This window comes from Streptomyces sp. ActVer (assembly GCF_027270795.1).
GTDB classification, from domain to species: domain Bacteria; phylum Actinomycetota; class Actinomycetes; order Streptomycetales; family Streptomycetaceae; genus Streptomyces; species Streptomyces umbrinus_A.
Window position 1 is genome coordinate 1 of the sequence record NZ_JAPWHT010000112.1, and the last position, 25,919, is coordinate 25,919.

Genomic DNA, 25,919 nt, shown 5'->3' on the forward strand with positions numbered 1-25,919 from the left:
CTTCGCGTCGGCGAGCTTCTCCTCGGGGGTGAGCAGTTGCGGGTATGACACTGGTTCCTCCTGGTGGTGTGGTCCAAATGGACAGAAACCAGCTGGGTCTGCGATTCCATCAAGCCAAGTACTCCGCAGCAGCACTGTCGCCCTTCAGCCTTGCGGCGCCGTAGCGAGCGCCTGCCGTGCGGCGCATGGTTCGATGCGGAGCGCCTGCCCAGCAGCGAGTTGGAGAGCTGGATCGTCAGCCTGAAATTGCCCGAGCGACGTGATGCCGAACCCCGCGCCAGCGAGTGCGGAGAGTGCCCTCCGAGACAAGGTGCGGCGTTCGGCCTCCTCAGCGACGGCCGCGGAGTCGAGGGAGAGCCACACACGTTCGTCGAGCCCTGCAGAGACTTGGACCGGCCCCGCCGGTGCGCAAGGACTTCGGCGTCGGTGAGGACCTGGGCGGCGGCATCACGATGGTCGGTGGTGTTCTTCATGTCGACAGCACGCGCGGCCATGTAGATCGCATGAGCCAGTTCGGCGGCGGCCTCCTCGGCGGCAGTGACGTTGATTCGGTAGGGCCCCATGGAGACAGTGTCGGTAGTGACGTCGTAGCCGAAACCCCAGAAGGCGCGAGCCACGTCGCGCGGTTCGTCACCAGCCTTGACCCGCTGGCTCTGCGGACCGTGGCCCAGGCCACGCGACCAGTTCTCGAAGTGGATGAGTCCGTTTCGGATTTGCGTGATGTCCGGCAGCGACAGTTCGAATCGCTTGCGTGCCTGTTCCAGCGTCTGTCCGACCATCGGGTCCATGCCGAGATCGGCCAGCGCGGCCTGCTCCAATGTCTCCGCCGTCAGCAACTGCCGCAGCGCGATGCACAAGTGCCGTGCGTCGATCTGCCTTGAGTCGAACCCGCCGACGACTTCATTGCCAGCATGGATGCGCCGGACGCACAGCGCGGCATCACGCCGTGCCCACTGAGCCTCCGATACGGCGATTGCGTAGGGATTGGCTGCCGGTGACCAGTCGTCGACTGCAGTCTCTTCCATGATAGGCATCTTCACCCCCAAGGCCCTGACATGCCCGGCATTTTCTACAGAGCTTGGCGGCCAGCTGAGCTGCCCTGCGATCGGCGCCGTCTCCCATGCTCGTAGGCCCTGTCGAATAGGGCTGGCTCAGAGCCACGTGCCCCAGAGAGTGACCGCAGCGGCGGCTACGAGGGCGACCAAGACGGCCCACACGACTGCTGCCCGTGGGAAGGTGTGATGTGCTGTTCCGCCGATCTCGGCGCGTGCTGATCCGCGTCGGTGCGCGACCGCGACAGGCGCGGTGACGGTCACGGAGGAATTGTCGCCGGTGACGATGTTGATGTTCTGGAGGGCTTGAGCAACCTGGTCCGGTGTCGGGTCCTGCTGGCCATGCGGCATCGCTGCCCGCAGCTCCCCGACCAACTGAAGGAGCCGCGTACGGACCTGGTCGAGGACACCCTCCAGGGCTGACACGTGCACCGACCAGTACACCCTGAGCACCTGCCTGGGGGAGTTCTGGCTCATCACCACGGCCAGTTCGGCAGCCAAAGCCGGACCGAGCTGCACGGTCTGGCCTGGATGCCTGGTGATCAGCGACTCGATCTGGCCCACACCGATCCCGAGGCGGAGTTCGTCGCCCAGGCTGTCACGGGCGAAGTCCGGCAAGTCGAACATGCTGACCGGCTGTTCCCGGAACTGGAACCTCCCGGTGTGGCCGTCCATTACCAGGGGCGCTGGAATCTTCCGGTAGTCGGGGACCGGCACATCCGTACCCTCATAGCCCTGGAGTTCGAGCAGGGCCCAAGTGTGCAGCGCTGCGGAGTGGGCGTCGACGCCGAGGGTAATCACCTGCCGCAGGATTGGGGCGAGCGAGTGGCTCTCGTTGAGGACGTGGCGCTCCAGCCGGTCGAGTCGGCTTCGGCCGAGTCTCATTTCGTCAAGACCACGGTGGCGATGACGCTGGCGGTCGCCGCCACCGCTCCGATGGCGGTCCAGATGACTGAGCTGCGGTGCCACCAGGGCTGCGGAGTCGCGGGTGTGGGTTCGTTGATGTTGGCGCTCGCGGTGCCGCCCCGGTCCGCCTTCGCGTTCGGCGCGGTGATGTTGAAGGTGGAGCCGTCGCCTCCCGTGATGTTAAGGGCCTGCTGTGCGGCCAAGTCGATCTGGTCGGGGTTGGGGTTCTGCTGACCGGCGGGCATGGCTGCTCTCACTTCCGCGACGAACTGGGTCAGACGAGTTCTGATGTGATCGAGGACGCCTTCGATGCTGGCAACGGAGACGTCCCAGTGCAGAGACGTAATGTGGGAGCCTTCGTTTCCCAACTGGTGCTGTTCCTGTGTCATCAGCAGTACGTATTCAGCCGAGCCGGGCGGGCTCAGACGTACCACTGTGTCGCCACGGGTGACGACGGCTTCGAGTTCCCGGACTCCTTGTCGGATCGGTGCGCTCTCTCCGATGCCGCGATCCCGAGCGGGCTGGGGTAACTGCCCCGGGCTGATCCGCTGGGTGTTGCCCCGGATGATCTGGCCCGGCAGATAGAGGTCCACCACGACTTCGAGCGCGGCTGGCACCTTCCGGTACGAGGGCAGCTCATCAGCCGCCGCGTACCCTTCCAGCTCCTTCAGCGCCCAGGCGCGCAGTTCCCGGTGGTGGGCGTAGCCAGCCAGCATGATGCACCGCCGGAGGGCGGTAGCGAGAGAGGTGGTGTCATCCAGGACGGCGCGTTCAAGTTGCGCCAGCCCTCGGATGTCGGGTGTCGTCACGGTGTCCAGTCTGCCCTGCCCCACTGACAGCACTGGTCGATTTGGTCGTCCTGGCACCTCGCCTTGCCATCAGAGCCAAGGGAGTCATGGGCTCCAGTTCCTGACTCAGTCTCGAAGGTCTTTGACCATGACCGCGTACACCGGTGAGTCGGCGAACGGTTGCTGCTTGCCGACTCTGGCGTATCCCCATGTCTCGTAGAGCGCTTGGACCTTGGGGTGTGTGACGTCGACCAGCAGCACGGCGAGGTCTTCCGTACGTTCCTTGAGTAGCGCCTCGTGCAGGCGGTCGGCGATTCCCTGCTTACGCCAGCTTGGGCGCACCATCACCTCGGAGACCGCGTAGGTGGAGGAATAGCCGTTGTTCGGCTCGTACGCGGTGGAGCGCCACCATTCGCGGCCGGGGGCGAGCGGGGCGCCGTAGGCGAAGCCGACCGGTTCGTCTTCGTCGTACGCCACCACGCAGGAGAAGCCGTCCATGCCGGTCCAGTGGTCGACGAACCAGGCGAAGCGCTGGTGGAAGGGGTCGTCCATCTGGTCGGCGTAGGCGTCGGCGTGTACGTCGATGAGCATCTGCCGGAAGCCTTCGGGAAGGTTTCCGTGCTGGAAGTGACGCAGGTCGGTCACGCTCGGCTCCATTCGGTTCGCATGCGGTCTGCCCAGTCTCGTGCGTAGGAGGCGGAGGGGGCCATGACGAACAGGCCCCGGTGGAAGTCGCCCATGAGGGTGCGCATACGGCCGGGCAGTGGGTCGCCATCCATGATCGTGAAGACATCGGTGGCTGAGGCCGTGGCCTGTTCGGCTTCTCCCTGGTGGAGCTGTGCGAGGGCGAGTTGGGCGGTCGCGAGGGCCCTGTTGCGCCGGAAGGCGGACGGGATCCTGGCCAGAGCGCGGTGTGCCATGGCTTCGGCATGAGGGTGGCGTCCGCTGTTGAACTGGACGATCGCGGCGAGGTGGTCGAGTTCGGCCTGCCCGTAGAAAGCCGTCCAGCGTGGGCGGTCGCGGTCGGCCACCCTGGTGAAGGTGTCCTGGGCCGATCCCAGAGAGCGCAGGCCTGCATGGCCGTCACCGAGGGCCGCGTATGCGAGAGCGACGCGGACTCGCCCCAGCGAGTCGAAGAACGGGTCTCGGCGAGCCGCTGAGGAGGCTTGCGCGGCCTGAGCTGCCGCGAGCGCTTCGGGCCAGTTCTGTCGCTGGTAGGCAAGCATCGAGAGGTTGACCCAGACCCGCATTTCGGTGGGGCCGTCCTGGGAGAGGCCGGCGTACGTCGCTGATTCGTTCAGGTAGCTCTGGGCCTGGTCGAGATCGCGAGCGTCGATGCAGGACCAAGCGGCGATGGTGGTGTACTCGGCGGCCAGTGCGTACAGGGCTCGGCGGACACGTTCGCTGGCGTTGCGCTGCTGTAGCTCCAGGACCCTGTTGCGGCCCTGGGAGGCGGCCTTCTCCAGTTCCGTGTGTCCGCCCTGGCGGTCGTCGGCTTCGACAAGGGCGTTCATCCCAGCAGCGACCCGGGCCACGTCCGACATGCCGACCGTTCGGCGTTGGGTCACCAAGGGAACGGCGGCGGCCGCGCTCCCGGTCGTTGAGGTGAGGAAAGTGCGACGCCGCACGGGGTCCTCCTGCGGGTGTTGCATGGTGCGTGGTGCGCTGAACCCTAAGTCCTCGACGGGACAACCGAACACTCGCTCCAGGGCTGCACACGTGCGTCCGATGGGGCGGCGGGAGGTCCCATTGAGGAGGTTGCGGATTGTGCGGTCGGAGACGTCACCGGGCCTGCCGGTGATCTCTGCCAGCGCAGCGTTCATCCGACCAGCCAATTCTTCCTGGGTGAGCCCGAGTTCCTCCATCCGGCTCTTGAGGATGGCGTTCGCTCCCATGGACCGACCGTAGCCCTGTGGTCACTGGCCGAACCAGACCCGAGGTCATCGGAGCGTAAAGTCTTCCGGTTCGCGGAGGTACGGCGGGGCACGACATTTCCTGTTCGCCGTCGGCCAAGGGCCGTTGACTCGGTACCAGCCGTTGAGCGGGCGAGATTCCCCTTCCTGCCTCTCGATGGCGTGGAGGAAAGCCCGCCCCTGCGCACCCGTCGGGGGCGGGCGTCCCAGCCTCGGAGGGATGACCCCTTGACCATGACCGCCGCCAAACCAACAGCGACCGGTGTCCCGGGCTACACCGAGACGATGCCGTGCGAGCCGGAGTCCGCGCGCCGCGCGCGTCTGCTTGTCTCCGCGGCTCTGGACACCTGGGGCATAGACGAGTTGGCCGAGGTGGGCACTCTGATCGTTTCGGAGCTGATCAGCAATGCCGTCGGCCACACGCCCTGTCGCGTGATCCGTGTGGTGATTCGGCGCGAGACGGCCGAAGTGATTCGGATCGGCGTTGCCGACAAGTGCCGAGACACCCCGGAACAGGGCTGTCCTGAAGGTGACTCCGAGGGCGGCCGAGGTCTGCTCCTGGTGGAGTCGCTGAGCTGGCGGTGGGGCTACGACCTGCATCGTTGGGGCAAGCTCGTCTGGGCAGAGCTGCGGGTGCCGGCCGCATGCTGATCTCGCGTATCTCCTTACGGCTCCTGACCTCGGAGGAGCTTGTCAGCGACCCGTTCCCGGACGCGTGCGTGGAGCTGGCCTTCGGCCCGGCTCGTCCGTCTGACGAGGCCGACATGGTGGTTCTCCCAAAGCCGGTCCGGATAACTCCCACCGACCTTGTGCGGCTTCGCGTCGAGTCGGGACTGGCTCTCGGCGAGATCCGCGCCGAGGTGCAGTGTGCCGAGACCGCGTGGCGGCAGCAGCTCAGCTGCTGGTACGGCGACGGTCGACTGGCGGTCGAGGCCCGTGCACCGGACATCAGCCTCCTTCAACGGGTCCTGGACGGACTCCGGAATCCCGGTCCTGTTTCGACGTAGGCCCCGGCGCCTCTTCTTCCCTGCGCCCCTGAGACTCCCGCACAAGCACGACCGGGTTCCTCGATGCCGTGCGGGTGAGCAAGTCACACGAAGGACAAGAACCTCCGACAGGAAGGAAGACCGTGTTCAACCACATGGATCGCTTTCCCACGGGCAGCCCGCTGCCGCAGGGGCATCTGACCGCGGCCCCGTGGGCTCTGCGTCGCATCGCCCCGTACCCGCCCATCGAGGGCCCCGCCTACGCGACGGTGACACTGGATCCGGAGACGCAGACCGCCCGGTACTTCGACACTTCCGGGGCGCCCACCATGTCCCCGGGCCACGGCACGTCCTCCGGCACGAATCCGGCGACCGGCACTACGGGCCAGGGTGACCGCAACAGCGACTCCCCGGACAGCGATACGGGGAACGACACAGACCAGTGACCGTGGTGACGAACGACGATCGTCCGGTCCTGGTCGTCACCAACCTCGACGACCCGACTGCGGACTTCGTGATCGCCGAGCTGCACGACCGGGGTGTCCCGGTCGTGCGGTTCGACTCCGGTGACTTCCCCGTCACTCTGTCGTGTTCGACCGCCATCGGCGGCACTGACGGGTGGCGGGGAAGCGTGCAGACCCCGAGCCGACGTGCCGACCTGGGCGCGGTGCGTTCCATGTACTACCGGCGCCCCTCCGGATTTGCCTTCCCCCACCTCGACAAGCAGGACGAACGGTTCGCCGTCGCCCAGGCGCGCTACGGGCTCGGAGGCATCCTGACCTCGCTGCCCGGCTGCCTTTACGTCAACCACCCCAATCGCATCGGCGACGCCGAGTACAAGCCAGCCGGGCTCGCGGCAGCGGCGGCGGCTGGCTTCACGCTTCCGCCGACGTTGATCACCAACGTTCCCGACGACGCGCGGGCCTTCATCAAGGCGCAAGGTGCCGTCATCTTCAAGCCGATCTCGGTTCCGCTCTACCTGGTCGACGGCAAGGCCCAGACCGTCCCAGTGACCGAGGTGACCGCCGACGAGATCGACGATTCCGTGACCGGCACCATGCACCTTTTCCAGAAGCGGGTGCACAAGGTTGCCGATATCCGGGTGACTGTGATCGGCGAGCAGATCTTCGCCGTGCGGATCGACTCCGGTCTCCTCGACTGGCGTACGGACTACGGCACTCACACATACACGCCGCTTGCCGCGCCACCCGTGGTGGAGCGGTCGATGGGTGCCTATCTGAAGCACTTCGGGCTCGTCTTCGGGGCGTTCGACTTCGCTCTGACCGACCGCGGTGAGTGGATCTTCATCGAGTGCAACCCTTCTGGGCAGTGGGCATGGATGGAGTCGCCGACCGGTTTGCCCATGACTGCCGCACTCGCCGATCTCCTGGAAGGAGGACTTCGTGGCCAGTGAGACCGATATCGAGACGGCCGCGGCCGATCTCCGGCGCCGGCTCGCCCGACAACTGGAGAAGGACGGCTGGCTGCGCTCGCCGCAGTGGCGGGCCGCCGTGGAGGCCGTGCCCCGCCACAGGTTCATCCCGCGCTTCTACCGGGAGAATCACGCCCCGGGCGTCACCAGCTGGGATTCGGTCACACAGGAGACGGTCGGTAAGGAGGAGTGGCTCCGGCTCGTCTACACCGACGAGACATGGATGACCCAGTTCGACGGCCGGGACATCGACTGGGCCGACCCGAAGCCGATCAGCAACGCGACCCCGACCTCGTCGTCGACGTTGCCGAGCCTCGTGGTCCGGATGCTCGAAGACCTGGATGTGCAGGACGGCATGAATGTGCTGGAGATCGGCACCGGAACCGGTTACTCGACAGCACTGATGTGCCACCGGCTTGGCAGCGAGAGCGTGACCTCGATCGAGACGGACGAGGGCGTGGCCCGACGAGCCGGCCACGCCCTCACCGGATCCGGTCATACCCCCCACCTGCTGGTGGGGGACGGTCGCGCTGGCCACCCCGACGGAGCCCCGTACGACCGGCTGATCGCCACGTGTGGCTTCCGCAGCATCCCGCCTGCCTGGCTGGAACAGGTCCGGCCGGGCGGCGTCATCCTCACCACCCTTCGCGGCTGGATGCGCTCCCTCGGCCTGGCCAAACTCATCGTCACCGGTGACAGCGCGAGCGGCTGGTTCAGCGAGGACGCCCCAAGCTTCATGATCGCCCGCCAGCAGGACGCACCGGAGAGCCTCGGCATGGTGCCGGGGCCCGACGACGGGACGGTACGGAGAGCCGCACGGGGGCCAGAGGTTCTCACCAGCTCCGGGCCGGCGTTCATGGCGCAGCTCGCGGCGCCGGACGCCCGCTTCTTCTCGATGGCGGTCGACGGTGGCACGGTCAGCACGTTTCTGTTGGACAGCGTTACCGATTCCTTCGCCGTCCTCGCTCCCACGGACAGCGGCTGGCAGGTTCGCCAGGGCGGTCCGTGCCGCCTGTGGGACGCGGTCGAGTCGGCGGTGGCCACCTGGGAGGAGTACGGCTCACCGAACACCGCTGCGTTCGGCGTGATGGTCTCCCCGGACGGGCAGGCGGTCTGGCTCGGGAACCCGGACGGCCCGCAGTGGCCGCTACCCTCCTGAGACAGCCACCACCGACGCGAGGAACGCCAGGATGGACGACGAACCGCTGAAGGACTGGGCGGAGCGCCGTGACGCGAAGATCGGCCGGCTTCGCGCCGTGCCCGTTGTCCCCGGCGACGGCCCCAAGGGAGGGCATCTGCAGCCGGACGCACCACGCGTCATCGAGCGGTGGAACGGGTACGCCTGGGAGCCCCTCGCCTTCGCAGCCAACCTGACCGAGACCAAGGCCATCCTCTACCCGGCGGCGGCGACCAGCGAGCCCCCGCCGGCAGGGTCGAAGCCGAAACCGCTCGGCTCTGGCACAGGGAAACACCGCAAACCCCCGGCGCCCAGGTAGGACCGCAGGGCCGGGACCGGATGTGATCGGCGCCGCCGAGACCGAAGACGGCGAATGCCCGGCCGCCCCTTCGGGAACATGACGAGGGCGGAGCCCGAAAGCTCCGCCCGGTTCGCAGGAAACCCGGATCAGGGGTCAGGTCAGGGCCACACCAGGCAGTACGGCTGGTGCCCCGCCTCGTGCAGCCGGTGGCTGAAGTCCTGCCACTCGTGCAGCAGCTGGTACACGTTGTACGCGTCTCGGGGGCCGCCGCGGTCCGGGACCGTGGACCAGATGAAGGCGGCCGCGCCCACGGCCTCCTCGCCGATGCCGCGCAGGGGGTCGACGACGGTCATGGGGAGCTTGACGACGGCGTAGTCGGGGTGGAGGACGACGAGTTCCAGCGGGGGCACCTTGTGCAGAGGTATGCCCTCTATGCCGGTGAGGACCATCGCGGCCATCGTCTCCGGCTTGATCTTGGTGAACATGCCATTCATGCCGAGCTCGTCGCCGCCGAGTTCTTCGGGCCTCATGGAGATCGGAACGCGCGCGGCGGTCGCGCCGTCCGGGGCTCCGAAGTATTTGTACGTCACCCCCACCCGGCCACCATTCCCGCTTCCTGCCCTGAGCTGGTCTGCCCCGCGGTCTGTGTAGTCCATACCGTCCATACGGCTCGACGGGTCGTTCCGCTCAGGTTCGCCCTGCGATCCCTGTGCCTGACGTGTCTCGGCCGCTTCCGCCTCGCGTCGGTGCTTCCCCCGCCGGGCACGCCGAGGACCCAGGTCATCGGTCCCTTCGCCCAGTCCGCCACCGCGATGCATATCTCCACCCGACTGCTTTTCCAAGGCGCGCGACCCCCGCCACGCAACCCGATCATCGTGAGAGTGACCTCCCCCACGACCGCCCGCCGAAACGTGCGTTGAAACACTTGTCCGTCGCCGTGGACCGACCCCACGCGTGTGAAGTCAACTATCCCCGAGAACGGCACCTTCAGGGAGTCTAGGTAGTTCGCGCTCGCGGTGACCAACGAAGAGTGGAGCGGCGCGCGGTATCACGTGACAGCAGGGTATACCGTTCCCGAGCCGATTAGCAGATATCGGTGAAATCGGGCATCCGGAGTGAGGGGTTCGGGCGGGAGCCCCCGTGGTCGGAGACCCCAGGGGCAGAGCCTGGGCGACCCGCCCCGGGCCGTACGCTGAAGTACATGGCAGAGGCGAACAACATCTCCGGCGGTGCGTCATCCGAGGCGGGGGCGGCGGTCCCGTACCCCTATGAGGCGCCGGTCTCGCAGACCCTTTTCGACCGTGCGGCGGCCGTCACGCCCGGTGGCGTGAACTCTCCGGTCCGCGCGTTCCGGGCCGTGGGCGGTACGCCCCGGTTCATGGTGTCCGGCAGCGGTCCCTACCTGACGGACGCCGACGGGAGGGAGTACGTGGACCTGGTCTGTTCCTGGGGACCGATGATCCTCGGCCATTCCCGTCCCGAGGTGATCGCGGCGGTCCAGGAGGCCGTGTCCCGAGGTACTTCCTTCGGTACGCCGGGGGAGGGCGAGGTCGCCCTCGCCGAGGAGATGGTCGCGCGGATCGAGCCCCTGGAGCAGGTGCGGCTCGTGTCCAGCGGGACCGAGGCCACCATGTCCGCGATCCGGCTGGCCCGCGGGTTCACCGGGCGCGCCAAGGTCGTGAAGTTCGCCGGCTGCTACCACGGGCACGTGGACGCGCTGCTCGCCGCGGCCGGCTCCGGCGTCGCCACCTTCGGGCTGCCCGACACCCCGGGTGTCACCGGCGCCCAGGCCGGGGACACCATCGTCCTGCCGTACAACGATCTCGACGCCGTGCGCGAGGCCTTCCGGGCCCATCCCGGTGAGATCGCCTGCGTTATTACGGAAGCTTCGCCCGGGAACATGGGTGTGGTGCCGCCCGGGCCCGGGTTCAACCAGGGGCTCAAGGACGTCTGTGCCGAGGGCGGCGCGCTGTTCATCTCTGACGAGGTCATGACCGGCTTCCGCACCAGCAAAGCCGGTTGGTACGGCGTCGACGGCGTCACCCCCGACCTCATGACCTTCGGCAAGGTCATGGGCGGCGGCTTCCCGGCCGCCGCGTTCGGCGGGCGCAGGGACGTGATGGCGTTCCTTGCGCCCGCGGGGCCCGTCTACCAGGCCGGCACCCTGTCCGGGAATCCGGTCGCGACCGCCGCCGGGCTCGCGCAGCTGCGGCTGCTCGACGACGCCGCGTACGTGAAGGTCGACGCGGTGTCCGAGCAGATCCGTACGCTCGTTACGGACGCCCTCACCAAGGAAGGTGTGGCGCACCAGCTGCAGAACGCGTCCAACATGTTCTCCGTCTTCTTCACCGAGGCAGACGTACATAATTACGAGGACGCGAAGGCGCAGGAGTCGTACCGGTTCACCGCGTTCTTCCACTCGATGCTGGCGCAGGGTGTCTACCTGCCGCCGTCCTCGTTCGAGTCCTGGTTCGTGTCGACGGCGCACGACGAACGGGCGGTTCAGCGGATCGCCGACGCCCTTCCGGCGGCGGCACGGGCAGCAGCGGAGGCCACGGCAGCATGAGTGACATCACCGTCGTACACGTGATGCGGCACGGCGAGGTCGCCAACCCGGACGGGGTTCTGTACGGGCGACTCCCGGGCTACCGCCTGTCCGAGCTCGGGCAGCAGATGGCCGAGCGGGTCGCCGAGCATCTCGCCTCGCGGGACATCACGCATGTCGTCTCCTCGCCGCTGGAGCGGGCGCGGGAGACGGCCACGCCGATCGCCAAGTCGCACGGTCTCGAGCTCGCGACCGACGGCCGGCTGATCGAGGCCGACAACGTCTTCCAGGGCAAGACCTTCGGGGTCGGTGACGGTGCGCTGCGCCGGCCCGAGAACTGGAAACACCTCGTCAACCCGTTCAAGCCGTCCTGGGGCGAGCCGTACGTGGACCAGGTCGTACGGATGATGGGGGCGCTCGACGCCGCGAAGGACGCGGCTCGGGGGCATGAGGCCGTGTGTGTCAGCCATCAGCTGCCGATCTGGATCGTGCGGTCCTACGTGGAGCGGCGGCGGTTGTGGCACGACCCGCGGAAGCGGCAGTGCACGTTGGCGTCGTTGACGACCTTCACGTACCAGGGCGACAAGATCGTGTCTGTTGGCTACAGCGAGCCTGCGCGGGATCTTGTGCCTGCGCATCTCCTTGCGGGGGCCAAGCCGGTGAAGGGTAAGTCCAAGGCCTTCGGAGCGTAGTTCTCGTAGTGCGGGCCGGTGGGGGCTTGTCGCGCAGTTCCCCGCGCCCCTAACGGGCGCGCCAATGCCCGAGCCCGCCGATAAGGAGCCGTCTTGTCGAGACGGGGTAATCGGTCTGTCGCGTTCCGGTGTGTCCGTTACAGGTTCATCTTCGGATAGTCACCGAAATATGTGCGTGTGACCGGGAACCCACGTGTTCGTCGTGCCCTCTAACCCGGTGTCCATTCGACATGGGCGCAGGGCACGACGAACGGGGGCGGAATGCGCGACATCAACCGAAGGGGAGCGCTGGGGCTCGGGGCCGGGGCCGCGGCCGCGCTGGGACTCGGGGGCTGCGGTACCGCACTGGGAGACGGCTCCGGCGGGGTCGGGGGTTCCGGAAACAGCGGCGGAAACCGCGGTAACGGCGGAAACAGGCGTGGCGACCACCCCGTACGCCCCATCGGTGACGGTTCCACCTCCTTCACCGGTAAGCAGCCGAAGCAGCCCGGTAGGCCCCGGCGTCTCGAACCCGGCGAGACCCCGCCGCAGTTCGTCGTCTTTTCCTGGGACGGCGCGGGTGACGTCGGCAACGGCCTCTTCGAGCGATTCCTGAAACTCTCCGAAGAGCACGACGCGAGCATGACGTTCTTTCTCTCCGGGCTCTATCTGCTGCCCGAGTCGAAAAAGCGCAAGTACCTCCCGCCGAACAACGCGCCGGGCGCGTCCGACATCGGTTATCTGACGGACGACCACATCAAGTCGACGCTGAAGAACGTCCGGCGGGCCTGGCTCGACGGTCACGAGATCGGCACGCACTTCAACGGTCACTTCTGCGGCGGCAGCGGCACGGTCGGCAACTGGACGCCCGCCCAGTGGAAGAGCGAGATAGCCCAGGCGAAGTCCTTCGTCAAGGAATGGCGCACGAACACGGGCTGGAGCGAGGCCGAGGTGCCCGCGCTGCCCTTCGACTACGAGAAGGAACTCATCGGCGGCCGCACGCCCTGTCTGCTCGGACAGAGCAATCTGCTGCCCACCGCCCGCGAGCTCGGCTGGCGCTACGACGCCTCCTCGCCCGGCGGCACCCAGGTCTGGCCCAGGAAGAACGGCGGCCTCTGGGACCTGCCGCTCCAGGCGATCCCCTTCCCCGGCCACACCTTCGAGGTCCTCTCGATGGACTACAACATCCTCGCCAACCAGTCGGTCAACTCGACGCAGGCGCCGCCCGCCAACTACCCGGCCTGGCGCGAGCAGGCGACCAACTCGTACATAGCTGGCTTCAAGCGGGCATACGAGACGAATCGCGCCCCCTTCTTCGTCGGCAACCACTTCGAGGAGTGGAACGGCGGCATCTACATGGATGCCGTCGAGGGCGCGCTGAAGCACATCGCCGGCAAGAAGGACGTACGCCTGGTGTCGTTCCGCCAGTTCGTGGACTGGCTGGACGCGCAGGACCCGGCCGTCCTGGAGAAGCTGCGGTCCCTCGGCGTGGGGCAGGAACCGGCCGGTGGCTGGAACGGGTTCCTCGGCGAGGTCGGCACGAACTCCGCGAACAGGTCGGAGAAGGGCTCGGGCAAGGCCGCCTGACGGCCGCCCGGAGCAGTGCCCGAAGTGGCGTCTGACATGCGGGTTTCCGCCTGCGAGGGGGGTGGGCAAGATCCTCGGAACGGACATGCGAAACTTTTCACATGAGTGCCGCCAGCCGCGCCCCCCAGCGCTCGATCCGGACCTTTCAGCGCACGAACAGTACGAACCGAGCCCGCAGCCGTAGTCGTGGCCGCGCCGTCCTGCTGACCTGCGGGGCCGTCGTCGCGGCCCTGTTGCTGTCCGCGTGCGGTTCCGGGGGCACGTCCGGAGGGGCGGGCAACACCGGGTTCGTCACCGGCTCCGACGGCATCGCCACGGTCGAGAAGGGCAACCGGACACAGGCCCCCGACCTGTCCGGGAAGACCATCGACGGTAAGCAACTCGACGTCGCCGACTACCGGGGCAAGATCGTCGTCCTGAACGTCTGGGGCTCCTGGTGCGCACCGTGCCGCCTGGAGGCGAAGAACTTCAAGAAGGTCTCCGCGGATCTCAAGGACCGGGGCGTGCAGTTCGTCGGCATCAACACCCGCGACACCAGCACCGGCCCGGCGCTGGCGTTCGAGAAGGCGTACGGGATCACCTACCCGAGCCTCTACGACCCGACGGGCAGGCTGTTGCTCCGCTTCAAGAAGGGCACGCTCAACCCGCAGGCCATCCCCTCCACGGTCATCATCGACCGGGACGGGAAGATCGCGTCCCGGTCGCTGCAGGCGCTCAGCGAGGAGAAGCTGCGCAAGATGCTCAAGCCGATCCTCGCGGAGAAGTGACCGCTCGTGTCCCTCCTCGCCGCAGCCACCGACCCGAACCAGACCGTCCTCACCGGGGCCCTGGCGCTCGCCGTCCCGATCGGGATCCTCGGCGGTCTCGTCTCCTTCTTCTCACCCTGCGTCCTGCCGCTCGTGCCCGGCTACCTCTCGTACGTCACCGGGATCGGCGGCGCCGACCTCGCCGAGGCTCGGCGCGGGCGGATGGTCGCGGGTGCCTCGCTGTTCGTGCTCGGTTTCACCGCGGTGTTCGTTTCCGGCGGAGCCCTCTTCGGCTACTTCGGCTCGACCCTGCAGGAGTACCAGGGCACCCTCTCCAAGGTGCTCGGCTCGCTCATGATCCTCATGGGTGTCTTCTTCATGGGCCTGATGCCCTGGCTCACTCAGCGTGAATTCCGCTTCCACAAGCGGCCGACGGTCGGCCTGGCGGGGGCTCCCATGCTCGGCGCGCTCTTCGGGATCGGCTGGACGCCCTGCATCGGACCGACGCTCGCCTCTGTGCAGGCGCTCGCGTTCGACCAGGCGAGCGCGGGCCGTGGGGCCATACTGACGGTCGCGTACTGCATCGGTCTGGGCCTGCCCTTCGTCCTCGCCGCGGTGGCCTTCCGCAAGGCACTCGGTGCCTTCGACTGGATCAAGCGCCACTACGTGTGGGTCATGCGGATCGGCGGCGGCATGATGATCGCGACCGGCCTGCTCCTGCTGACCGGTGTGTGGGACAGCATCGTGCAGGAGATGCAGGGCTGGTCCAACGGCTTCACGGTAGGGATCTGATCGATGAGCACGACACGGGACACGGACGTGCGGACAGGCGGCGAGGCCGCGGCTTCGGACGCCGGAGGCGAGGCCGCCGTGGCGCGGGACGCGGGCGAACTCGGCGAAGCCGGGGCGCAGTTGTCCACCGCGCCCCGGGAGACGGTGGTACCCGGCTCCTTCGGCGGTTCGCGGGCCCCCGGTGCCGCGGGGTGGTTCGCGTGGGCCGGCCGCGAGGCCGTCGGCTGGGCCCGCTGGTTCTGGCGGCAGCTGACCTCCATGCGGGTCGCGCTGATCCTGCTCTTTCTGCTGTCGCTCGGCGCGATCCCGGGGTCCCTGATCCCGCAGTCGGGGACCGACCCGACGAAGGTCGACGACTTCCTGACGCGGCACACCACGCTCGGGCCGGTCTACGAGAAGCTCGGCCTGTTCAACGTCTACAGCTCCGCGTGGTTCTCGGCGATCTACATCCTCCTGTTCATCTCCCTCGTCGGCTGCATCGTGCCCCGCACCTGGCAGTTCGTCGGCCAGCTGCGCGGCCGCCCGCCGGGTGCGCCGCGGCGGCTGACGCGGCTGCCCGCTTACACGACCTGGCGGACCGGGGCCGAGCCCGAGGCGGTCCGCGAAGAGGCCCTGAAGCTGCTGAAGCGCCGCCGCTTCCGCGCGCACCTCGCCGGTGACGCCGTCGCCGCCGAGAAGGGCTACCTCCGCGAGGTCGGCAACCTCGCCTTCCACATCGCGCTGATCGTGATGCTGATCGCCTTCGCCTGGGGCCAGCTCTTCAAGTCCGAGGGCAACAAGCTGATCATCGAGGGCGACGGCTTCGCCAACACCCTCACGCAGTACGACGACTTCAAGTCCGGGAACCTCTTCAGCACGGACGACCTGGAGCCGTTCAGCTTCGTTCTGAACAAGTTCAAGGGTACGTACGAGCGGACGGGGCCCAGCACGGGCACTCCGCGTACCTTCGAGGCCCACGTCACCTACAGCGAGGGTGCCGACGGCAAGGAGCAGCGGCGGACGATCAAGGTCAACAAGCCGATGGTGATCGACGATTCGAAGGTCTACCTCGTCAGCCATGGGTACGCTCCTGTCGTCACCGTCAGGGACGGCAAGGGCAACGTCGTCTTCAGCCAGGCAGTGCCCCTGCTGCCGCTCGACTCGAACGTCACCTCCTCCGGTGTGATCAAGGTCCTCGACGGTTACCGCAACGCCAAGGGCGTGAAGGAACAACTCGGCTTCAACGCCTTCTTCGTGCCGACGTTCGCCGGGGCGGGCAAGGGGCAGATGCTCTCGCTGTTCCCCGCGCTGGACTTCCCCGTGCTGGCGCTGTCCGCGTACCACGGTGATCTGGGCGTCGACTCGGGTCTGCCGCAGAGCGTGTACCAGCTCGACAAGTCCAACATGAAGCAGTTCAAGGACTCCAAGGGCAACCTGCTCAAGAAGCGGCTGCTGCCCGGCGAGACGATGAAGCTCCCGAACGGTGCCGGCTCGATCACCTTCGAGAAGGAGATCAAGGAGTGGGCCGGCTTCCAGGTCACCGAGCAGCCCGGCTCCGGCTGGGCCCTCGCCGGAGCCCTCACCGCCATCTTCGGCCTCGCCGCCTCCCTCTTCATCCAGCGCCGCCGCGTCTGGGTCCGCGCCACCGCCGGTCCCGACGGCGTCACCGTCGTCGAAATGGCCGGCCTCGGCCGCAGCGAGTCCGCCAAGGTCCCGGAGGAACTGGGCAACCTGGCCGGGATCCTGTACGACCTGGCCCCGGGCGCACCGGACACTCCGGACGACGCGTCCGACGACACCCCGGACACCGGCGCCGATGCCAAGTCGGAGCCGGACTCGGACCCGGAAACAAAGACCTCCACCCCCGAACCCCCCGCCGTACCTGCCGCCGAAGGGGCTGAGAAGTGACTCTCGCCGCCGCAACCGAGCTCGCCGCCGCGACCAACGAAAACCTCGCGAACCTCAGCAACACGCTGATCTACTCCGCGATGGCCGTCTACACGCTGGCCTTCTTCGCGTACATCGCCGAATGGCTCTTCGGCAGCCGCAGCAAGGTCGGCCGGACGGCCGCCGCGCTGACCGCGGACAAGGACGCCGAGAAGGCGGCGGCTCCCGCGGTCACCGTGAAGAACGCGGGCGGGACCGCCGTACTGGAACGGCCCAAGGTCGTCACGCGGGCCGCACCCGGCTCCCGGGACGTGCCGGACGGGCCCGGCGCGCACGGCGGGGACGAGCAGGGGGACCTCTACGGGCGTATCGCCGTGTCCCTGACCGTGCTCGCCTTCCTCATCGCCTTCGGCGGTGTGATCACGCGTGCTCTGTCGGTGCAGCGGGCGCCGTGGGGCAACATGTACGAGTTCAACATCACCTTCTCCACCGTCGCCGTCGCTGTGTACCTCTCGCTGCTCGCGATGAAGAAGAACGTCCGCTGGATGGGCCTCTTCCTGGTGACCACGGTCCTCCTCGATCTCGGTCTCGCCGTCACTGTCTTGTACACCGCCAGCGACCAGTTGGTTCCCGCCCTCCACTCGTACTGGCTCTACATCCACGTCTCCACCGCGATCTTCTGCGGTGCCGTCTTCTACGTGGGCGCGGTCGGCTCGATCCTGTACCTCTTCAAGGACTCGTACGAGAACAAGCTGATGACCGGCGGGAAGCCCGGCCGTTTCGCCACGTCCGTCATGGAGCGGCTGCCCGCGTCGGCGTCCCTCGACAAGTTCTCGTACCGCGTGAACGCCGCCGTCTTCCCGCTGTGGACGTTCACGATCATCGCGGGCGCCATCTGGGCGGGCGACGCGTGGGGCCGCTACTGGGGCTGGGACCCCAAGGAGACCTGGTCCTTCATCACCTGGGTCGCCTACGCCTGCTACCTGCACGCCAGGGCCACCGCCGGCTGGAAGGGCCGCAAGGCCGCGTACATCGCGCTCATCGCCTTCGCCTGCTGGCTGTTCAACTACTACGGCGTGAACATCTTCGTCACCGGCAAGCACTCCTACGCGGGCGTCTGACACCTCCGTCCGACATCCCCGTACGACACCTCCGTCTGACACCCTCGTACGACCCGAGGCCGGTTCCATGTGACGCACGTCACGGGAACCGGCCTTCGTCGTACGGACAGGTGGGGGACGTGGAGACGAATCAGGGGGACCACCCGGGGCAGCGGGAGTTGCGCGCCCGTATCCGGGCCGGGGACGCGGAGGCGTTCGGCGGGCTCTTCGACGCGTACGCGCGCTCCGTCTACAACCACGCGTTCCGGCTGACGGGGGACTGGTCGGGGGCCGAGGACATCGTGTCGCTGACGTTCCTGGAGGCCTGGCGGCTGCGGGAGCGGCTGGACGAGGAGGGCGGTTCGCCGCGGCCGTGGCTGCTCGGCATCGCCACGAACGTGGCCCGCAACAGGCGCCGGGCCGCCCGGCGTCACACGGCGGCGGTGGCACGGCTGCCGCCCGCCGAGGCCGAGCGCGACTTCGCCGACGAGGTCGCCGCCCGGATCGACGACGTGGAGTACCTCAGGTCCGTACGCGTCGCCGTCGACCGGCTGCGCCGCCCCGAGCGCGAGGTGCTCGCGCTGTGCGTCTGGGGCGGCCTCGACTACGCCGCCGCCGCGGAGGCGCTCGGCATCCCGGTCGGCACGGTGCGCTCCCGGCTCTCCCGGGCGCGCACGAAGCTCGCGGCGGAACTCGCCGGCGGGCGCGGACAGGTGAGGGACGGCCGCCCGTCCGTGGCCGGGCCCATCCAGGAGGGGAACCAGTGAGCACGATTCCCGAGAAGGACCTCCCGCCGGGCCGTCACCGCGTCCTGAGGGAGCATCTGATGCGCGAGATCACGAACGAGATGAACGAGGCGAACGAGGCGAACGAGACCCCGCCGCCGGTACGGCCGCCCCTCTGGCGCCGCCCGGCCTTCGTGGCCCCGGCTCTGGCGGGCGCCCTGTCGGTCGCCGTCGTCCTCGGGGTCACGGTGACCCGGGACGCCACCGGGCCGTCGGCCCGGCCCGGCATCGCGTCGAGCGACCGCGCGCCCGACACCATGAGCCGGCAGAATCCCGCCGAGCTGCTGGAGCGGATCGCCCGGACGGCGGAGAAGGGGCGGCTCTCGCGGGTGCGCGACAACCAGTTCGTCTACTCCGAAGTGGATAACTACCACTGGAAGATGGACCCTGGCCTGCGGTTTCCCGATGACTGCGCCATGACGGCGGAGGGCCACCCGTACGGCGTGGAGCAGTCCTGGAAGTCCGTCGACGGACAGAGCGAGGGCCTGCGCCGCGAGTACGCGGACGGGAAGGGGAGCGGCGACGGCGAGTACACGGAGAACACGATCGCCCGGCAGCTGCCCGGCAAGACCATGCCCGAGTACTTCCGGCAGGTCGAGGAACTGCCCACCGACCCCGAGGGGATGTACCGGTGGCTCTACGGGCTGGAACCCGGCGAGCGGGCGTCGGGCAAGCGGGCCGCCGACGTGAAAGCGTACGAGAAGGTCGCGACCCTGCTGACCAGCCAGCTCCTGCCGCCGAAGACCGCCGCCGCGCTCTACCGGGCTGCCGCGCGCATTCCCGGCCTGTTCGTCGTGAACGACGCGCGGGACGCGGCGGGGCGGCGGGGAGTGGCCGTCGCCATGAAGGGCGCGAGCCTCTCCTGGACGCCCGACCGGGTCGGCGCCCGCAGCGAGCTGATCTTCGACGAGAAGACGGACAGGTTCCTGGGCGAGAGCACGGTCAGGATCTCCGGGCCGAAGAGCGAGTGCGACGTCCTCGACACGGGCGACCTGGTCGAATCCGTGGCGGTGGTGGACCGGGGGATCGTCGACGAGACCGGCCAACTGCCCTAGCTGTCACCGACCGGCTTCCACAGCCTGTGGAGAAGTGGTGGCGGGCGGCGGCAGCGGTACGAGCAGTGCGTGGGACGAGACCGTGCCGCCGGGCTCCCAGCCGGTGGCACGGGCCACCTCCGGCAGGGCTCGGCGTGCGGCGTTGTGCAGGGAGGGGTGGCCGTCGCCGCGCAGCCCCGCGAAGAACGCCACCCGGTCGGCGATGCCGTCCGCCCGGTCCCGCAGCACGGAGCCGATCAGCCCGACACCGGCCGTGGCCTGGACGTTGTCGACGAGGACGACCGGACGGCCCGGCCGGTGGGTGCGCTGTACGGCACCGGTGTAGGCGTCGTCGAGATCGGCCAGCAGGGCCCGTACGAGATACCGCTCGGCGTGGGTGCGGGAGTCGCCGCCCGCCCTGAAGTGCCCGGAGAGCAGGATGAGTCCGAGCTTCGGGTTGCCGCCCGCGCTCGGGCAGTCGCGGTACCAGGTGGCCGCCTTCCGCAGCCGGCGGTGGGTGGGCGTGACGCCCTCCGAGAAGACCTCCAGGGTCGCCTCGATGATCGGCTCGACGACCAGCCCCGTACCGGACAGCGCGTCGACCAGTCTGGTCGACACCCGGCCGACCCAGCGTCCGGTGAACCCGGCGACCCAGGAGCCGGTGTCGTTCAGCAGCAGGATCCGCTCGGCCTCCTGGCGGATGCGGGGCAGGTCCCGGTCGCGCCAGCCGCCCGCGGCGACCGCCAACAGCCCTGCCGTGAGCCGCGGGAAGGCGATCCGCCCGGCACCGGCGACCGGTTCGGCGAGCTGCTCGGCGATCGTCAGGACGGCCTGCGACACGGGCGACCAGGCCTCGCCGGGCCGCCGCGCCGGAGGCCGCGCGAACAGCCCGTCCTCGCAGTCGATCAGCGCGAGGGGCGTCTGCCCCTCGTAGGCGGCCCGGAGTTCACCGAGCACCGCGCTCTTGCCGAGCCCGGGCCCGCCCGTGAACACCACGAACGGCGGCTCCTTCGCGTACTCCAACGGAGTCGGCCCGTGCTGGAACGGGCACAGGCCGACAAGCCGTGCGACGAGGCCGGGCGGATCCGTGTCGAACAGCGCCCCTCGGCCGTGCAGCCCACTGTGCACCGCATCTCCCTCTGGGGCGGTCCGGTTCTCCGTGCTGTTGAGAGGTGTATCAACAGCAGCACGGAGAGGGGGAGTTGATTCGGAGTAGGCCGCATGATGTCCGGCAGCTTGCGAAAGTGTCGCCGCGGTTGGCGGAGAGTGATCGCAGAACCGGTGGTCGCTGGGCGCGTGACTCGTGCTCCGCGGGAGCTCGCCCCGAGGGTCGTCGTCAGACCACCGTGATCGAGTCCAGTTTCGCCCGCAGGTACACGTGCGAGTCCACCGGCTCGTGGGCCACCCGTCCCACCGGAGCCGGGACGGACTCGACGACGGTGCCCGGGGTGCACTCGCCGAAGTAGACGAGGGACATCAGCTCCTCGGCGGGGGCGTCGGCGGGCGGCGGCAGCACGCGGTGACGGCCGGAGCGCCACCTGTCTCCCGTCCAACGGGCCATCAGGTCACCGATGTTGATGGTGAAGGCGTCCGGGTCGAAGGGGGCGTCCTCCCAGCCGCCCTCGTCCGTGTAGACCTGCAGACCGCCCTTGCCGGCCTGGCGGTCGAGGATGGTGACCGTGCCGAAGTCGGTGTGCGGGCCGATGCGGAACTGGCCTTCCTCGGGCTCGCCGATGATCTCGGCGCCCGGGTACCAGTTGATGTTGAAGCCGTAGGTCGGGTGGTCCATGTGCCTGGTGAAGAAGTCGGGTTCCAGGCCCAGGGCTTCACCGAGCAGGGCGAGGAGGTGGTTCTCCAGCTCGGCCATCCGGGCCAGGTACTCCTCGCACGGCGCCCGGAGTTCGGGGGCCTCCGCAGGCCAGACGTTCGGTGCGTACCACTCCGCGTTCGTCGCCGGGTCGTCGAAGGGCTCCTGCGTCGCGAAGGTCAGGGACTCCTTGAGGTCGGGCGGGGTTTCCGTGCCCTCCGAGTAGGCGTTGGCCTCGGCGCCCGGGCCGAGCCAGCCGCGGCCGCCGACCTTGACGGCGTACGCCTGCTTCACCTCGGCGGGCAGCCGGAAGAAGGCGCGGGCGCTCTCGCGGACGGCCGTGCGCAGGGCGGGGTCGACGCCGTGGCCGGTCACCAGGAGGAAGCCGGCGCTCTGGAGCGCCGCGTCGACCGTACGCGCGATCTCCCGGCGGGCCGCCGGGTCGCCGGAGACCCAGGGCATCAGATCGACGGTCGGAATACGGGGACTTCGGGGGGCACGGGGACTCCCGGGGTCACCGGAGCCGCCGGGGTCGATGGGGCCGCTGGGGGCGGTGGGGCCGCTGGGGGTGGTGGCGTCACTCACCGATGTCCTCATTCCACAACTCGGGTCGGTCCTTGATGAAGTCGCGCATCAGGGCGGTGCACTCGGGGTCGTCGAGGAGCACGATCTCCACGCCGTGCCGGGCGAGCCAGTCGTGCCCGCCGTGGAAGGTCTCGGCCTCCCCGACGACGACCCGGGAGATCCCGAACTGCCGGACGAGACCGCTGCAGTACCAGCAGGGGGAGAGGGTGGTGACCATCGTCGTGCCCTTGTACGTGCGCTGCCGTCCCGCGTTCCGGAAGGCGGCCGTCTCCGCGTGCATCGACGGGTCGCCGTCCTGGACGCGCCGGTTGTGCCCGCGCCCCAGCAGGGTGCCGTCCGCTCCGTACAACGCGGCCCCGATGGGGATGCCGCCCTCGTCCAGCCCCGTGCGTGCCTCCTCGACAGCGGTGACCAGCCATGCGCGTGCCTGTGCCTGATCCATGCCTTCCACTTTCCTTCCGCCGATATACCGGGGCAACGTGCGGAAAGTACCCGGTGGGCGACCAAAGTTGCGGGCACGTAGACCATCGGCCGACGACCGGACGGCAGGTGCCCGCAAGACTGGAAACCGCACCATCGGCGCCGATCGGGGGAGAAGCAGCGTGGCCATGGAGAAGAGCGGCCCGGATCCGCGGGGCGAGACGGTGCCGGACTCGGGGGAGGCCACCGTGCTCGCGGAACCGGTCTGGCAGCTCATGCTCGTCTGCGTGGGGTGCGGAGGCGTGGGCGGCTGGCTGCTCACGCTCCTGGCCAACCTGTGGCTGTCGCTGCCCTGGGTGCCGATGAAGGGTCCGGCCCGGCTGCTGACCTCGGTCCCCGAACCCTGGCTCACCGTCGGCGCGGTCGCCGTGGGCCTGGTGCTGGGCCTGCTGCTCGGGTTCGTCGCCGTGTACGAGTCCCTGACGGCCCGTATCTCCGACAGCCGGGTGGTGCTCACGATCAGGGACTCGGACCAGGAGTTCGCGCACGACGAGATCGCCCTGGCGTGCCGGGACGGCAAGCAGCTCGTGCTGGTCGCCCCGGACGGCGGGGAGTTGGCCCGGGAGCGCTGCGGCCTGCCCTGGCGCCGCCTCGCCGAGGCCTTCGCGGCGCACGGGTACGACTGGGGCGCGCCGCAGGGGTCGTGAGGAGCGGGCCTGGGCGGCGGTCCTACGCGGGCCTGGTGATGACCGAGAACTCCACGCCGAAGGGGTCCGTGAGGGTGGCGCTCCGGCCGTACGGGGTGTCCTCGGGGGTGTCGGCGGTGCCGCCCGCCGCGACGGCACGGCCGACGACGGCGTCCGTGTCGGCGACCTCGAACGTGGTCGCCCAGAGGGACCGGGGGGCGACCGGGAAGCCGAAGATGCCGCCGATCTCGTGGCCGTCCGGGCGGCGCAGGAAGGTGAAGTCGAGGTCCGGGAGGGTCTCGTTGAGGTCCAGGGTGTAGTCGAACACGGCCGTGTAGAAGGCCCGGGCCGGCTCGGGGTCCGGGGTGACCAGGTCGTTCCGTACGAGCGAGTCGGGCTCGTTCACGAGCTCGCAGCCGAGGTGTGCCCGCGCCTGCCAGAGGCCGAAGCGGGCGCCGACCGGGTCCTCGGTGAGGGCCGCTCGGCCGTGTTCGCCGATGTCCGTCGGTGCCGTGAGCACGGAGCCGCCCGCGTCGGCGATCCGCTTGGCGGTGCCGTCGCAGTCCGCGGTCGCGAAGTACATGGTCCAACCGGGGTTCGTGCTCGTGTCGTCCGGAGCCTGTGCGATGGCCGCGACGGGGCGTCCGCGCAGCAGGCACACCGTGCCGAGGCCGGTCTTCGCGGAGTCCGGTGCGTACTCCCATCCGAAGAGCGCGTTGTAGAACTCCAGCGCACGTTCGAGGTCGGGCACCCGGAGGTCGATCCACGTGGGCGTACCGTCCGGCTGGATGGTGGTGACGAGGCTCATTGAGACTCCTTGGTCGGTCGTCGGCCGCCGGCCGTCCGTGAACGGAGCCGGTGAGCCCGACGATAGGAGCCGTATAGGCCAGACCATGTCCTATACGACAAGGACTCCGGTACGGCGTGCCTCACGCCAGCCGTAGGTCGATCCAGAGCGCGCTCTCGCCCGGCAGCGTGTACCGGTCGAACTCGACGAACCCGTGCCGTTCCGCGAACCGCAGTCCTTCGGTGTTGGCGGCCAGCACGACGGTCTCGATCCGCCGGGCGCCGAGTTCGCGGGCCTGCGCGAGCGCCCGTACGTAGAGCTGCTCGCCGAGTCCTTGGTGACGGTGGGCGGGGAGTACGCGGGCGATCACGGTGGCCGTCGCCGTGTCGTCCGTGGGGGGCCGCACCGTCGTACACCCGACGAGGACATCGCCGAGGTAGGCGACCTCCAGGTGATTGCGTCCGGCCCTTTCCCGGACCTCGTCGAGGTCCATGGCGGCGGGCGGCACGATCACGTTGTGAACGTGCCGCCAGTCTTCGAGCAGGGGTTCGGTGGCGTCGACCCGTTCGATACGGAGATTGCGAAGGTCGGTCATGGCAGCAGGGAATCCCCGCGGGCGGGTGGCGTCAACCGTGTTCTTCGCCCCCGCCGCCCCTACCCGTCCCATCCCCGGGGACTGCGCCCCCAGACCCCCGCATCGCGCTGCCAGTTCAGGCGGAACCGACGTGTACCCGTGCGGAGCACCCGGCCGCGGATCCGCCGGCAACCCCGACTCTCCGTTCGTTCGGGTCTCCAACAGGCGTCCAGCAGGCGTCCAACAGGTCTCCAGTCTCCGTCGGTCTCGTCGAAGACGCCGACAGGGCGGCGCACGCCGACGTGGTGTCGGAGTGCGCCGCCCTGGGGCGGGACGGGTTGCGGGGAGGTGGCCCGCGCTGTCACGGCGGCCGACTACTTCGGGTCGCTGTTGAACTTCGCGGTCGACCAGAAGTAGCCGAGCGCCGCGAGACCCAGGCACCAGGCGAGGGCGAGCCAGCCGTTGTGGCCGATCTCGGTGCCGAGCAGCAGCCCGCGCAGGGTCTCGATGGCCGGCGTGAACGGCTGGTACTCGGCGATCGGCTGGAACCAGCCCGGCATGGAGTCCACCGGGACGAAGGCGCTGGAGATGAGGGGCAGGAAGATGAGCGGCATCGCGTTGTTGCTGGCCGCTTCGGCGTTGGGGCTGATCAGGCCCATGCCGACCGCGATCCAGGTGAGCGCCAGGGCGAAGAGTACGAGGAGCCCGAACGCCGCCAGCCACTCCAGGACTGTCGCGTCCGTGGACCGGAAGCCGATGGCCACGGCGACGGCGCCGACGAGGATCACGCTCATCACGCACTGCAGGACGCTGCCGACGACGTGTCCGATGAGTACCGATGGGCGGTGGATCGCCATCGTGCGGAAGCGGGCGATGATGCCCTCGGTCATGTCGTTGGAGACGGACACCGCGGTGCCGATGGTCGTGCTGCCGATGGTCATCAGCAGCAGGCCCGGGACCAGATAGGCGATGTACGCCGAGCGGTCCGGACCGCCGCCACCGCCTATGCCCGCGCTCATCGTGTCGCCGAAGACGTACACGAAGAGCAGGAGCAGCATGATCGGGGTGAGCAGCAGGTTCAGGGTGAGGGACGGGTAGCGCCGGGCGTGGAGCAGGTTGCGGCGCAGCATCGTGTTCGAGTCGCGGACGGCGAGGGCGAGGGTACTCATCGGGCGGTCTCCTTGGTCTGGGCGGGCTGGTTGGGCTGGTTGGGGACGTTGGCCGGGCCGGTCAGGGCGAAGAACACGTCGTCGAGGTCGGGGGTGTGCACGGTGAGTTCGTCCGCCTCGATGCCGGCCGCGTCGAGCCAGTCGAGGACGGAGCGCAGTTCGCGCTGGCTGCCGTCGCTGGGGATCTGGAGGGAGAGTGCCTCGTCGTCG

The 25,919-nt window shown here is 68.9% G+C and carries 28 protein-coding genes and 1 pseudogene; 16 read left to right on the forward strand and 13 right to left on the reverse strand.

Annotation, left to right across the window (positions count from 1 at the left end):
* From O3Q52_RS19775 to O3Q52_RS19795, 5 genes are all read right to left on the reverse strand, one after another.
* Window positions 1–1,025, reverse strand: a 1,025-nt coding sequence (locus O3Q52_RS19775; protein WP_269650102.1) for a hypothetical protein, incomplete at its 3' end; no start/stop codon positions are given.
* Between the two features lie 126 nt (window positions 1,026–1,151).
* On the reverse strand, window positions 1,152–1,937 hold the full coding sequence (locus O3Q52_RS19780; RefSeq protein ID WP_269650103.1) for a hypothetical protein: 786 nt from the start codon (window positions 1,935–1,937) through the stop codon (window positions 1,152–1,154).
* Window positions 1,934–2,767 carry a hypothetical protein gene (locus tag O3Q52_RS19785; protein ID WP_269650104.1) on the reverse strand — a complete coding sequence of 278 codons (834 nt, stop codon included), beginning with the start codon at window positions 2,765–2,767 and terminating at the stop codon, window positions 1,934–1,936. The genes O3Q52_RS19780 and O3Q52_RS19785 overlap by 4 nt, the downstream gene beginning before the upstream one ends.
* Window positions 2,768–2,872: 105 nt before the next feature.
* On the reverse strand, window positions 2,873–3,403 hold the full coding sequence (locus O3Q52_RS19790; protein WP_269650105.1) for a GNAT family N-acetyltransferase: 531 nt from the start codon (window positions 3,401–3,403) through the stop codon (window positions 2,873–2,875).
* The gene (locus O3Q52_RS19795) at window positions 3,388–4,641 is read right to left on the reverse strand and encodes a helix-turn-helix transcriptional regulator (protein ID WP_269650106.1); all 1,254 of its coding nucleotides are present in this window, start codon (window positions 4,639–4,641) and stop codon (window positions 3,388–3,390) included. The genes O3Q52_RS19790 and O3Q52_RS19795 overlap by 16 nt, the downstream gene beginning before the upstream one ends.
* A gap of 252 nt (window positions 4,642–4,893) precedes the next feature.
* On the opposite strand from O3Q52_RS19795, the gene O3Q52_RS19800 reads away from it, so the two are divergent.
* The 6 genes from O3Q52_RS19800 to O3Q52_RS19825 all read left to right on the forward strand — a co-directional run bounded on the left by O3Q52_RS19800 (window position 4,894) and on the right by O3Q52_RS19825 (window position 8,573).
* A complete protein-coding gene (locus tag O3Q52_RS19800) occupies window positions 4,894–5,310 on the forward strand; it encodes an ATP-binding protein (RefSeq protein WP_269650125.1) in 417 nt (138 codons plus the stop codon).
* Window positions 5,304–5,666, forward strand: coding sequence for a hypothetical protein (locus O3Q52_RS19805; RefSeq protein WP_269650107.1), 363 nt, complete (start codon window positions 5,304–5,306; stop codon window positions 5,664–5,666). The genes O3Q52_RS19800 and O3Q52_RS19805 overlap by 7 nt, the downstream gene beginning before the upstream one ends.
* A gap of 122 nt (window positions 5,667–5,788) precedes the next feature.
* Window positions 5,789–6,091: a putative ATP-grasp-modified RiPP gene (tgmA, locus tag O3Q52_RS19810; RefSeq protein ID WP_269650108.1), complete on the forward strand. Its 303-nt coding sequence runs from the start codon at window positions 5,789–5,791 to the stop codon at window positions 6,089–6,091.
* Window positions 6,092–6,096: 5 nt separating this feature from the next.
* Window positions 6,097–7,059 (forward strand): ATP-grasp ribosomal peptide maturase, encoded by a 963-nt coding sequence (gene tgmB / locus O3Q52_RS19815; RefSeq protein ID WP_269650109.1) that lies wholly within the window; start codon window positions 6,097–6,099, stop codon window positions 7,057–7,059.
* Window positions 7,049–8,236, forward strand: coding sequence for an ATP-grasp peptide maturase system methyltransferase (gene tgmC, locus O3Q52_RS19820; protein ID WP_269650110.1), 1,188 nt, complete (start codon window positions 7,049–7,051; stop codon window positions 8,234–8,236). The genes tgmB and tgmC overlap by 11 nt, the downstream gene beginning before the upstream one ends.
* A 31-nt stretch (window positions 8,237–8,267) precedes the next feature.
* Window positions 8,268–8,573 carry a DUF6087 family protein gene (locus O3Q52_RS19825; RefSeq protein WP_269650111.1) on the forward strand — a complete coding sequence of 102 codons (306 nt, stop codon included), beginning with the start codon at window positions 8,268–8,270 and terminating at the stop codon, window positions 8,571–8,573.
* A gap of 140 nt (window positions 8,574–8,713) precedes the next feature.
* Here the strand turns inward: O3Q52_RS19825 and O3Q52_RS19830 are convergent, their stop codons facing one another.
* The gene (locus tag O3Q52_RS19830; RefSeq protein ID WP_189844889.1) at window positions 8,714–9,373 is read right to left on the reverse strand and encodes a hypothetical protein; all 660 of its coding nucleotides are present in this window, start codon (window positions 9,371–9,373) and stop codon (window positions 8,714–8,716) included.
* A gap of 383 nt (window positions 9,374–9,756) precedes the next feature.
* Here O3Q52_RS19830 and hemL point away from each other — a divergent pair, with 383 nt between their 5' ends.
* The 9 genes from hemL to O3Q52_RS19875 all read left to right on the forward strand — a co-directional run bounded on the left by hemL (window position 9,757) and on the right by O3Q52_RS19875 (window position 19,702).
* Entirely contained in the window at window positions 9,757–11,121 is a 1,365-nt protein-coding gene (gene hemL / locus O3Q52_RS19835) for a glutamate-1-semialdehyde 2,1-aminomutase (RefSeq protein WP_269650112.1), read from the forward strand.
* Complete coding sequence (locus O3Q52_RS19840; protein WP_143644135.1) at window positions 11,118–11,792, forward strand: histidine phosphatase family protein; 675 nt, start codon at window positions 11,118–11,120, stop codon at window positions 11,790–11,792. Before hemL ends, O3Q52_RS19840 begins: the two co-directional genes overlap by 4 nt.
* 261 nt (window positions 11,793–12,053) lie before the next feature.
* A complete protein-coding gene (locus O3Q52_RS19845; protein ID WP_269650113.1) occupies window positions 12,054–13,358 on the forward strand; it encodes a hypothetical protein in 1,305 nt (434 codons plus the stop codon).
* 101 nt (window positions 13,359–13,459) lie between these two features.
* On the forward strand, window positions 13,460–14,125 hold the full coding sequence (locus O3Q52_RS19850) for a TlpA disulfide reductase family protein (protein WP_269650114.1): 666 nt from the start codon (window positions 13,460–13,462) through the stop codon (window positions 14,123–14,125).
* A 6-nt stretch (window positions 14,126–14,131) separates the two neighbouring features.
* Window positions 14,132–14,896, forward strand: a complete 765-nt coding sequence (locus O3Q52_RS19855) for a cytochrome c biogenesis CcdA family protein (RefSeq protein WP_269650115.1) — start codon at window positions 14,132–14,134, stop codon at window positions 14,894–14,896.
* 3 nt (window positions 14,897–14,899) lie between these two features.
* On the forward strand, window positions 14,900–16,783 hold the full coding sequence (locus O3Q52_RS19860) for a cytochrome c biogenesis protein ResB (RefSeq protein WP_269650116.1): 1,884 nt from the start codon (window positions 14,900–14,902) through the stop codon (window positions 16,781–16,783).
* A complete protein-coding gene (ccsB, locus tag O3Q52_RS19865; protein WP_269650117.1) occupies window positions 16,780–17,883 on the forward strand; it encodes a c-type cytochrome biogenesis protein CcsB in 1,104 nt (367 codons plus the stop codon). Before O3Q52_RS19860 ends, ccsB begins: the two co-directional genes overlap by 4 nt.
* Before the next feature lie 158 nt (window positions 17,884–18,041).
* Entirely contained in the window at window positions 18,042–18,629 is a 588-nt protein-coding gene (locus tag O3Q52_RS19870) for an RNA polymerase sigma factor (RefSeq protein WP_269650126.1), read from the forward strand.
* The gene (locus O3Q52_RS19875) at window positions 18,626–19,702 is read left to right on the forward strand and encodes a CU044_5270 family protein (protein ID WP_269650118.1); all 1,077 of its coding nucleotides are present in this window, start codon (window positions 18,626–18,628) and stop codon (window positions 19,700–19,702) included. Before O3Q52_RS19870 ends, O3Q52_RS19875 begins: the two co-directional genes overlap by 4 nt.
* A gap of 3 nt (window positions 19,703–19,705) precedes the next feature.
* Here the strand turns inward: O3Q52_RS19875 and O3Q52_RS19880 are convergent, their stop codons facing one another.
* From O3Q52_RS19880 to O3Q52_RS19890, 3 genes are all read right to left on the reverse strand, one after another.
* On the reverse strand, window positions 19,706–20,809 hold the full coding sequence (locus O3Q52_RS19880; protein WP_269650119.1) for a hypothetical protein: 1,104 nt from the start codon (window positions 20,807–20,809) through the stop codon (window positions 19,706–19,708).
* A gap of 208 nt (window positions 20,810–21,017) precedes the next feature.
* Window positions 21,018–22,025: an isopenicillin N synthase family oxygenase gene (locus tag O3Q52_RS19885; RefSeq protein ID WP_269650127.1), complete on the reverse strand. Its 1,008-nt coding sequence runs from the start codon at window positions 22,023–22,025 to the stop codon at window positions 21,018–21,020.
* A gap of 40 nt (window positions 22,026–22,065) precedes the next feature.
* Window positions 22,066–22,515 carry a nucleoside deaminase gene (locus tag O3Q52_RS19890; protein WP_269650120.1) on the reverse strand — a complete coding sequence of 150 codons (450 nt, stop codon included), beginning with the start codon at window positions 22,513–22,515 and terminating at the stop codon, window positions 22,066–22,068.
* A 160-nt stretch (window positions 22,516–22,675) separates the two neighbouring features.
* On the opposite strand from O3Q52_RS19890, the gene O3Q52_RS19895 reads away from it, so the two are divergent.
* On the forward strand, window positions 22,676–23,200 hold the full coding sequence (locus O3Q52_RS19895; RefSeq protein WP_269650121.1) for a hypothetical protein: 525 nt from the start codon (window positions 22,676–22,678) through the stop codon (window positions 23,198–23,200).
* Window positions 23,201–23,222: 22 nt separating this feature from the next.
* Here O3Q52_RS19895 and O3Q52_RS19900 read toward each other — a convergent pair whose 3' ends face one another.
* The 4 genes and pseudogenes from O3Q52_RS19900 to O3Q52_RS19915 form a co-directional block, all read right to left on the reverse strand.
* On the reverse strand, window positions 23,223–23,987 hold the full coding sequence (locus O3Q52_RS19900; protein WP_269650122.1) for a VOC family protein: 765 nt from the start codon (window positions 23,985–23,987) through the stop codon (window positions 23,223–23,225).
* Window positions 23,988–24,108: 121 nt separating this feature from the next.
* On the reverse strand, window positions 24,109–24,561 hold the full coding sequence (locus O3Q52_RS19905) for a GNAT family N-acetyltransferase (protein WP_269650123.1): 453 nt from the start codon (window positions 24,559–24,561) through the stop codon (window positions 24,109–24,111).
* Window positions 24,562–24,914: 353 nt separating this feature from the next.
* Entirely contained in the window at window positions 24,915–25,709 is a 795-nt protein-coding gene (locus O3Q52_RS19910; RefSeq protein ID WP_269650124.1) for an ABC transporter permease, read from the reverse strand.
* Window positions 25,706–25,919 (reverse strand): annotated as a pseudogene (locus O3Q52_RS19915) (ABC transporter); the annotation flags it as partial. The pseudogene O3Q52_RS19915 and the gene O3Q52_RS19910, both read right to left, overlap by 4 nt.